Genomic DNA, 8,659 nt, shown 5'->3' with positions numbered 1-8,659 from the left:
TGCACCATGCGGGGTAAAGTTTGTTTCAAGCAGTGTAACTGAGGATTCGACCGCAGGTCGAGGGCTGAAAGACTTATCCGACAGCCTCAACACTGTTTTCAAGCGCTTCATAATCCTGAGAACATCCACCCAAAACAAAAAAAAGACAAAAAATAATATATTTCATCAAACCAAACCCTGAATATTCACTCTAATACTCCATAACTAGAGCATGATTAACCTTTAACTTATTTTTATCCCACAGAGATATGCCAATTTTTATTGCCACTTGATCTCGCGGATCATCTAAAGCTGAAAAAACATCAAAGTCGAACCACTCTTGGCTCCTACGTAATAAGTATCCATCCGGAACAACACTATCTTTAAACTGAGCTATTCCAGCAGCAGATAATAGCGTCCACTTAGAGAACCCTATTATCTTCCCAATATATCCGTAATGAATATTAGACCAAACGTCCCATGGTATTTGCTCATTACTGACAGGATCCAGCGAATATTTACCATAGGTTTCACTTATATAAAGCTTATGATCCCAAGGTCTTCCGTAGCCAACAAGACTTTTAAATTCTAAAAATGCTTTGTGTGTTGTACTGATAGAATCTAAGTTATTAGAAACCCTTTCGGCAGCTGGGGATTTTGCATTTTTAATCATTTCTGTAGAAATGTATTTCGCGACTTCTATTGCACTTTGCATATATCCTTATTTAACAGCAAAATTTTACGAATAGTATATCAGGTCCAAAAACCACGCAAGAATACCAAGCACCCCACATCAGACCTTAATACAACCTGAACTATAGCCATATAACAAAAATCAATACCGTTTTTATCTTTAGCAAAGAAAACGTTGTGGTCATGATTTGGTCGCTGACACTAAAGTTGTCAGCTGCTAAACCATACACTTGAACACAAAAAAGGAGGCGCCCTAAACAGGCGGCCTCCTTATCCAATCGCATTCAAACTTACGCTACATAGTCATCATCCGGATGCGTATGTTGAACATGATGCTTCGACTTAACGGGCCTTACCATCAAGTTTGCGAAAAACGCGATGATCAAAAGCGATGCCATCGCATACATGGTGGTGTTGTACAGCGTCGAGGTTGGGTCGACAGTGCCTGCCGGTGCGATCTCCATTAAGCGGGCCACCGTTACCGTTTTTGCGGCTACTAGCTCATCTAACTGAGCGATTGGGGAGCCAAACTTCTCCATGAAGGCTGCCGGGTCGATTTTCGCGGTTAAATCCGCGATGGCGTTGTTTACAGATAAGTTACGCAGGTACGTAATGGCAAACGGGCCAAGTACGCCAGCGGTAGCCCACGCGGTCAATAAACGGCCATGAATGCCGCCAACGTGAAGCGTCCCGAACAAGTCGGCCAGATACGCTGGTATCGTCGCCGTGCTAACCCATTAAAACCCGTGGGGGAATCGATTTATTTAAGCTCGTTACGGACGATCTCAGCCCCGGCGCTAAGCGCCTTAAGCTTACCTCTGGCCACGTGGCGGGATAAGGGTGCCATTCCACAGTTTGTGCAAGGGTACAGCTTGTCGGCACCCACGTACTGCAGCACTTTACGCAACGTATCGGCTACTTCTTCCGGTGTTTCGATGATGTTTGTTGCAACATCTATGGCACCGACCATCACCTTTTTACCTCGGATAAGCTCAATAAGCTCCATAGGGACATGAGAGTTTTGACACTCCAGAGAGATCAAATCGAGCTTGGATGACTGTAGTTTCGGAAACACCTGCTCGTATTGTCGCCATTCAGAACCTAACGTTTTTTTCCAATCCGTATTGGCTTTGATTCCATAACCATAACAGATGTGCACAGCTGTCTCGCATTTAAGCCCCTCGATGGCTTTCTCAAGTGCGGCAATGCCCCAATCATTGACTTCATCAAAAAAGACATTAAACGCAGGCTCATCAAATTGAATAATATCCACACCTGCGGCTTCTAACTCTTTCGCCTCTTGATTCAGTGCAGTGGCAAACTCCCAAGCCAATTTTTCGCGGCTTTTATAATGATCATTGTATAAGGTGTCGATCATCGTCATAGGCCCAGGCAATGCCCACTTGATAGGCCGGTCGGTCTGCTGCCGTAAAAACTTAGCATCCTCGACAAAGACAGGCTGCTTGCGGGCAACCTGATCCACAACAACGGGTACCTCTGCATCGTATCGGTTTCGGATCCGCATTGTTTTGCGCTGCTTAAAATCCACGCCGCTTAGCTGCTCAATAAAGGTCGTTACAAAGTGCTGACGAGTCTGCTCGCCATCACTGACAATATCGATGCCCGCTTGAACCTGATCAAACAAGGATAAACACAGGGCATCCTGCTTACCGGTTAACAGCTCATGCCCCTCAAGCTTCCAAGGTGACCAAAGTTTCTCTGGCTCTGCCAACCAAGAGGGTTTAGGCAAGCTACCGGCCGCCGATGTGGGTAGTAATGTTTTCATCTTTGCTATTCTCTGGGTTGGATTATCAAACGTATTGCGATGACCACTGCTCAAGCACAGTCTGAAAAGGCTTGATGAAATGCTCCTGGGTATATCGGCCTTGCTCAAGCGCTAAACGGCTTCGCTCTTCTCGATCGTAGATAATCTGGGTCGATGAGTGATCCGGGTTATTTAAACTTGGCTTAAACGTATGGCCTGCAATCGCGTTGGCATTGTAGATTTCTGGTCGGTAGATCTTCTGGAACGACTCCATCGTGCTGATGGTGCTGATCAGCTCTAGGTTGGTGTAGTCGTTTAGCAAGTCACCAAAGAAATAGAACGCGAGCGGAGCACTGGTGTTCGAAGGCATAAAGTATCGAACCTGCAAGCCCATCTTCTTAAAGTATTGCTCTGTGAGCGAGGGCTCGTTTGGCTCGTATTCAAACCCTAAAATAGGATGCTCGTTCTCAATGCGGGTATACACTTTATTGTCCGACACACTCAGGCAGATCACCGGAGGTTTGGCAAAGTGCTCTTTAAAAACGGGGGATTCGACAAAGCACTTGAACAGCTTACCGTGCAGATCACCAAAATTGGGTGGGACTGTAAACGAGGATTGCCCCTTGTTGTAATCTAACAGCAGCACACTGAAATCGTAATCACGCACGTAGGATGAGAAGTTATTCCCGACAACTCCCTCTATCCGCTGATTCGCTTTGTGATCCAGAATATTGGTTTTCAAGATCTCAATGCTCGGGAATGTTTCCCCTGTGCCCTCAACATCGATGTCTGCCGAGATGATCTCAAGCTCAACCGAGTAACGATCACCGGTGGGATTATCCCAATGAGCCAGCGTGTTAAATCGGTTATCAATCATCTTCAAAGTGTTGCGCAGATTCTGCTGACGACTGGTACCGCGCGCCAAGTTTGCAAAGTTAGTGGTAAGCCGCGTGCTGCTGGCAGGCTCATAATGCTCATCAAATCGAACACTCTTGATGCTAAATACAAAGTTACTTTTCATCGGGCATCCCCCAAAGCTTAATCAGTATTGGGAATTTATACCGAGATAAAACCATGAATAAAAATGGTTTTATCTCACAGGTATATGAGCAAAACTTATCGATTGTTTTTCCTAAGTTCCCACACGCTCGTCAAAGCCGTAAGCATCAAAAAGACTTCTAAAGTGAGCAAAATTAACTTAAATTAGATCTTCCATTAATTTTGATCACACATTCCATGTTAGAACGCTCCCACCTTGCCATTCTCAAATCCGTTGAGCAGCACGGCTCCCTCACATCGGCGGCAAAGCACCTGTGCGTCACTCAATCGGCGCTAAGCCATACCATCAAAAAACTGGAAGACAACTTAGGCACTCCTGTGTGGTTACGTGAGGGACGGCGACTGAAACTGACCCAAGCTGGCCACTTTTTGCTGTCGATCGCGAATCGGGTTTTACCCATGCTTGAACATGCGGAAGATCGCTTACAGCAGATGACTCAGGGCGAGCGGGGCACATTGCGTATTGGGATGGAGTGCCATCCTTGCTATCAATGGTTACTTAAAGTCGTATCGCCTTTTTTAAGCAACTGGCCAGATGTCGATGTGGATGTTAAACAGAAGTTTCAGTTTGGCGGGGTCGGTGCGTTATTGGCCTACGAAATTGATCTTTTGGTCACACCTGACCCGTTTTATAAGTCAGGTTTAGAATTTGAGCCTGTATTTGATTATGAGCAAGTTTTAGTCGTTCCGAAGGAGCACGCGTTAGCGAATGAGCTGAGCATATCCCCAGAGCAACTTCGCCACGAAGTCTTGCTAACCTACCCGGTAGAACCAGAGCGTTTGGATATCTATTCGCTTTTCTTAACCCCTGCTGGGGTCAGCCCAAAGCGACATAAAACCATCGAAACCACAGACATCATGTTGCAAATGGTCGCAAGCGGACGTGGGGTTGCAGCTCTGCCTCGCTGGCTTGCACAAGAGTACTGCCAAAAGCTGCCGATCAATGTTGTGCGCCTAGGTAAAAAGGGCATATTGAAAAAGATCTATCTTGGTGTGCGAGAAGGCGATGCAGAAACACCCTACATTCAGGCCTTCATTGAGATCGCTCGAGAGTTTTCGATACCGCCCTCTCAGTAACGCGGTCGATTAGGAAGGTTTTTGGAAGGATGGCTGGATTATTCAGCCTCTGGACACACACCCTCATGTAGCTTGCACACCTCATTTACGTAAAAGCTCACTCAAAGGAACTGAATGAAACTTTTAACTGCTACCCTCTGTGTTCTATTTTGCACTTCTCTTTCTGCCAATAATATTCGTGATGCCAGTGGTCAGTTAATCCGTGAAGGGAGTCCGCTAAAATCACTGGAAAAGCTCTGGGGTAAGCCCTCCTTTAAACTGACCACCGACACTGTCTGTCATCGAATAGATGTTAAAAAAGTATGCTCCAAGAAACGTGCCGTATGGCAACGCGATGGCAAATATTGGTTGGTGCAATACAAAGGCGGGCGCATCATTAAGATCGGCTGGACACGAAGGGAGCGCGGTATCGGCGATCGGTTATGAATTGCTTAATCGCTCTGCAATAAAGTCGATCAAACGGCGTACTCGAAGGGTTAAGTGCTTAGTATTCGGATACACGGCCCATACACCATCGTGTGCCTCTTGATAGCCTTTCAGCAACGGAATTAGTTGCCCGCTCGTTAAATACGGTCGCACGTAATAATCCGGAAGCTGGATCAAACCGATCCCTTTTAGCGCCGCATCCACCAGCGCAAGGCCACTGTTGCTTTTAATGGAGCCCCTGACCTTTAGGTGTTTTGCATGCCCATCTTCGATGAAGCGCCAGTAATCGTGATTGCCCTGTAGGCAGTTGTGTTGATCCAACTCCGACAAGGTATAGGGCGCACCGTTTCGGCTGAGGTACTCAGGCGATGCGCACACAAACAGCGCTCGCGTTGTCAGTCGCTTGGCCATCATGCTGGAGTTTTCCAGTTCACCTAAACGGATCGCTAAGTCATACCCATCGGCCACCAAGTCCACCATAGTGTTGGTTAGGTTCATCTGGATGGTGACATCGGGGTGATCCAACACAAAATCATTCACAATCGGGGCAATCGCCTGCTCGCCGAAGGTGACGGGGGCCGTCAGTTTAATCAAGCCTTTGGTGGTGTGCTGCTGATCCAGCACCTGTTGCTGAGCCGCTTCGAGTGCATCCAGTATGGCTCGACACTGTTGGTAATAGTCGGACCCCGCTTCGGTTAAGGTGACCTTACGAGTTGTGCGATACATAAGCTTGGTGGATAAGCGCTTTTCCATCGCGCTGATCTGCCGACTTACTTGCGCGGTGGAGATCCCAAGTTGCTCAGCCGCTTTGGTAAAGCTGCCGCATTCGGCCACACTGACAAACTCGTTGATCCCATCCCATTGTGGCGATGCCATTAATTATTACTCACTGGTAAAAATGTTTTTTACTTTTACCTGATTATCTTAAATAGCGCCACTTCTATAATCGAGGCCACTGTTTAATCGAGTCGAGGGGATCACAATGACCGATATCATCACCTGTAAAGCCGCCATCGCTTGGGAAGCGGGCAAACCACTGTCCATTGAAGAGGTTGAAGTTCTACCACCTGGCCCTGGCGAAGTGCGCGTTAAGATCATCGCAACCGGCGTATGCCACACGGACGCGTTCACACTCTCGGGTGAGGATCCAGAAGGCGTTTTCCCATCCATCTTAGGTCATGAAGGTGGCGGTATTGTTGAGTCCATCGGCGAAGGCGTTACCAGCGTTTCTGTCGGCGATCATGTTATCCCGCTGTACACCGCCGAGTGTGGCGAGTGTAAGTTCTGTACATCCGGTAAAACCAACTTGTGCCAAGCGGTGCGTGCAACCCAAGGTAAAGGCTTGATGCCAGACGGCACGTCGCGCTTCCGTTGCAAAGGCCAAGACATCTACCACTACATGGGCACATCGACCTTCTCGGAATACACCGTATTGCCTGAAATCTCACTGGCGAAGGTCAACCCAAAAGCACCACTTGAAGAAGTCTGCTTGCTGGGCTGCGGTGTAACGACCGGCATGGGTGCCGTTTTGAAAACCGCGAAGGTCGAAGAAGGCGCAACCGTTGCGATCTTCGGTTTAGGTGGCATTGGTTTATCGGCCATCATCGGTGCGACCATGGCTAAAGCGGGCCGCATTATCGGTGTCGACATCAACGATTCTAAGTTTGAACTAGCAAAAAAGCTGGGCGCGACCGACCTGATCAACCCGAACGATTACGACAAGCCGATTCAAGAAGTAATCGTCGAACTGACCGACGGTGGTGTGGATTACTCGTTTGAGTGTATCGGCAACGTGAATGTCATGCGCTCTGCTCTGGAGTGTTGCCATAAAGGTTGGGGTGAGTCTGTGATCATTGGTGTTGCAGGTGCAGGCCAAGAGATCTCGACGCGTCCATTCCAGTTGGTTACCGGTCGTGTATGGCGCGGTTCAGCCTTTGGTGGCGTGAAAGGCCGCTCTGAACTGCCGGGTATTGTGGACGATTATCTAGCGGGTAAATTTGCCCTAAACGACTTCATTACCCACACCATGCCACTGGAAGACATCAACGAAGCGTTTGATCTGATGCACGAAGGCAAAAGCATTCGCAGCGTGATCCACTTCGATCAATAACAGGAGGCGCTATGGGCGTTGAAAACGTAAGCAGTAATAAGAGTTTTGGCGGCTGGCACAAACAGTACTCGCACGACTCCGAAGTGCTGAAGTGCCCTATGCGCTTTGCGGTCTATCTACCACCGCAAACCGCAAGCGGTCAGAAAGTGCCGGTGCTGTATTGGCTGTCGGGATTGACCTGTACCGATGAAAACTTCATGCAAAAGGCCGGCGCGCATCGCTTAGCGGCGGAGCTTGGCATCGCTATCGTCGCTCCGGATACCAGCCCGCGCGGCGGGGATGTGGCCAATGATGAGGGTTACGACCTCGGTCAAGGAGCAGGCTTCTATGTCAATGCGACACAAGCGCCTTGGAGCGATCATTACCGCATGTACGATTATGTGGTCAATGAGCTGCCTCGCTTGGTGGAATCCTTGTTCCCAGTCAGTGATCAGAGGGCCATTGCTGGTCACTCGATGGGGGGACACGGCGCCTTGATGATCGCCCTGAAAAACCCGGGTCGATACTCGTCAGTCTCCGCGTTTAGCCCGATCACTCACCCGACCAACTGTCCATGGGGTGAAAAGGCGTTCAGTGCGTACTTAGGCAGTGATAGAAATACTTGGGAGCAGTACGATTCGGCCTTATTGATGGCCAAAGCGACGGACGTTACACCGGCGTTGGTTGATCAAGGCGAGGCGGATTCCTTCCTTGAGAAGCAGCTCAAACCAGAAGCGCTGGAGAAAGCTGCAGCCAGCAGTGACTACCCGCTGACGCTGCGTCGTCAGGATGGTTATGATCACAGCTACTACTTCATTGCATCCTTCATTGAAGATCACCTTCGCTTCCACGCTAAGCACTTTTAGTTAATACACGCTCTAAACAAAAAACGCAGCCAAGGCTGCGTTTTTCGTCTCAACTTACGACTTAAAATGCTGTTCGGTCATCATGTGACCTAACTTATCCATTTTTGTGGATAAGTAGTGTTCATTGTGACTGTTTTTACCCACTTGCAAAGGGACGCGCTCGGTCACGTTAACGCCGTACTTTTGTAACGCAGCCACCTTACGCGGGTTATTGGTCATCAAGCGAACCGCATGTACACCCAGATGTTTAAGCATCGGGTCGCACATGGTGTAATCACGCATATCCGCCCCAAAGCCTAAGCGCTCATTCGCTTCTACGGTGTCGGCGCCTTGATCTTGTAAATGGTAGGCTTTGATCTTGTTCAAAAGGCCGATACCGCGACCTTCTTGACGCAGGTAGAGGAGTACACCTTTGCCCTCTTCGGCGATGCGCTTAAGTGCTTCTTGTAGTTGAAAACCGCAATCACAGCGCAAGCTGAACAAAGCATCGCCCGTTAAGCATTCTGAGTGAATACGCGCCAAGACGGGCTCATCGCCACTGACCTCACCATACACCAGCGCCACGTGCTCTTTGCCGGTTTCGGTATCTTCAAAGCCAACCATGGTGAACGTGCCCCAGGGCATCGGCAATTTAGAATCTGCTACGTATTCGATACTCACTTAACTCTATCCTCTTACACCTTCACACAGCTTCGCTGTGAAACG

10 protein-coding genes are annotated in these 8,659 nt (G+C 48.6%); 4 read left to right on the top strand and 6 right to left on the bottom strand.

The features are described 5' to 3' along the window. Positions 1-190: 190 nt before the first annotated feature. The 4 genes from ACXAF9_RS09700 to ACXAF9_RS09685 form a co-directional block, all read right to left on the bottom strand. Complete coding sequence (locus ACXAF9_RS09700; RefSeq protein ID WP_475073411.1) at positions 191-694, bottom strand: polymorphic toxin type 44 domain-containing protein; 504 nt, start codon at positions 692-694, stop codon at positions 191-193. A gap of 268 nt (positions 695-962) precedes the next feature. Beyond that, on the bottom strand, positions 963-1,370 hold the full coding sequence (locus tag ACXAF9_RS09695) for a hypothetical protein (RefSeq protein ID WP_475073409.1): 408 nt from the start codon (positions 1,368-1,370) through the stop codon (positions 963-965). Between the two features lie 62 nt (positions 1,371-1,432). Next, complete coding sequence (locus ACXAF9_RS09690; RefSeq protein ID WP_475073406.1) at positions 1,433-2,458, bottom strand: methionine synthase; 1,026 nt, start codon at positions 2,456-2,458, stop codon at positions 1,433-1,435. A gap of 25 nt (positions 2,459-2,483) precedes the next feature. Beyond that, positions 2,484-3,458, bottom strand: coding sequence for a DUF1852 domain-containing protein (locus ACXAF9_RS09685; RefSeq protein ID WP_475073404.1), 975 nt, complete (start codon positions 3,456-3,458; stop codon positions 2,484-2,486). Positions 3,459-3,673: 215 nt separating this feature from the next. Here ACXAF9_RS09685 and ACXAF9_RS09680 point away from each other — a divergent pair, with 215 nt between their 5' ends. Together ACXAF9_RS09680 and ACXAF9_RS09675 are read left to right on the top strand one after the other, a co-directional pair. Next, positions 3,674-4,573, top strand: coding sequence for a LysR family transcriptional regulator (locus tag ACXAF9_RS09680; RefSeq protein ID WP_475073402.1), 900 nt, complete (start codon positions 3,674-3,676; stop codon positions 4,571-4,573). 114 nt (positions 4,574-4,687) lie between these two features. Further along, the gene (locus ACXAF9_RS09675; RefSeq protein WP_475073400.1) at positions 4,688-4,999 is read left to right on the top strand and encodes a hypothetical protein; all 312 of its coding nucleotides are present in this window, start codon (positions 4,688-4,690) and stop codon (positions 4,997-4,999) included. Here the strand turns inward: ACXAF9_RS09675 and ACXAF9_RS09670 are convergent. Then, the gene (locus ACXAF9_RS09670; protein ID WP_475073398.1) at positions 4,994-5,875 is read right to left on the bottom strand and encodes a LysR substrate-binding domain-containing protein; all 882 of its coding nucleotides are present in this window, start codon (positions 5,873-5,875) and stop codon (positions 4,994-4,996) included. The genes ACXAF9_RS09675 and ACXAF9_RS09670 overlap by 6 nt on opposite strands. Positions 5,876-5,981: 106 nt before the next feature. Here ACXAF9_RS09670 and ACXAF9_RS09665 point away from each other — a divergent pair, with 106 nt between their 5' ends. After that, positions 5,982-7,109 (top strand): S-(hydroxymethyl)glutathione dehydrogenase/class III alcohol dehydrogenase, encoded by a 1,128-nt coding sequence (locus ACXAF9_RS09665; RefSeq protein WP_475073396.1) that lies wholly within the window; start codon positions 5,982-5,984, stop codon positions 7,107-7,109. 11 nt (positions 7,110-7,120) lie between these two features. Continuing rightward, entirely contained in the window at positions 7,121-7,954 is an 834-nt protein-coding gene (gene fghA / locus ACXAF9_RS09660; protein WP_475073394.1) for an S-formylglutathione hydrolase, read from the top strand. A 54-nt stretch (positions 7,955-8,008) separates the two neighbouring features. On the opposite strand, the gene ribA is transcribed toward fghA, so the two are convergent. After that, on the bottom strand, positions 8,009-8,614 hold the full coding sequence (gene ribA / locus ACXAF9_RS09655) for a GTP cyclohydrolase II (RefSeq protein WP_475073391.1): 606 nt from the start codon (positions 8,612-8,614) through the stop codon (positions 8,009-8,011). Positions 8,615-8,659: the final 45 nt, after the last annotated feature.

Source organism: Neptunomonas sp. ABH4_499 (assembly GCF_056160565.1).
This window is presented reverse-complemented; position numbering and strand designations above follow the sequence as displayed.

Bases quoted from the DNA above. Each gene is read 5' to 3' on its own strand.
- ACXAF9_RS09665 (WP_475073396.1), top strand. From the start codon at position 5,982: ATGACCGATATCATCACCTGTAAAGCCGCCATCGCTTGGGAAGCGGGC.
- ACXAF9_RS09685 (WP_475073404.1), bottom strand. From the start codon at position 3,458: ATGAAAAGTAACTTTGTATTTAGCATCAAGAGTGTTCGATTTGATGAG.
- ACXAF9_RS09690 (WP_475073406.1), bottom strand. From the start codon at position 2,458: ATGAAAACATTACTACCCACATCGGCGGCCGGTAGCTTGCCTAAACCC.
- ACXAF9_RS09670 (WP_475073398.1), bottom strand. From the start codon at position 5,875: ATGGCATCGCCACAATGGGATGGGATCAACGAGTTTGTCAGTGTGGCC.
- ACXAF9_RS09700 (WP_475073411.1), bottom strand. From the start codon at position 694: ATGCAAAGTGCAATAGAAGTCGCGAAATACATTTCTACAGAAATGATT.
- ACXAF9_RS09675 (WP_475073400.1), top strand. From the start codon at position 4,688: ATGAAACTTTTAACTGCTACCCTCTGTGTTCTATTTTGCACTTCTCTT.
- ACXAF9_RS09680 (WP_475073402.1), top strand. From the start codon at position 3,674: ATGTTAGAACGCTCCCACCTTGCCATTCTCAAATCCGTTGAGCAGCAC.
- fghA (WP_475073394.1), top strand. From the start codon at position 7,121: ATGGGCGTTGAAAACGTAAGCAGTAATAAGAGTTTTGGCGGCTGGCAC.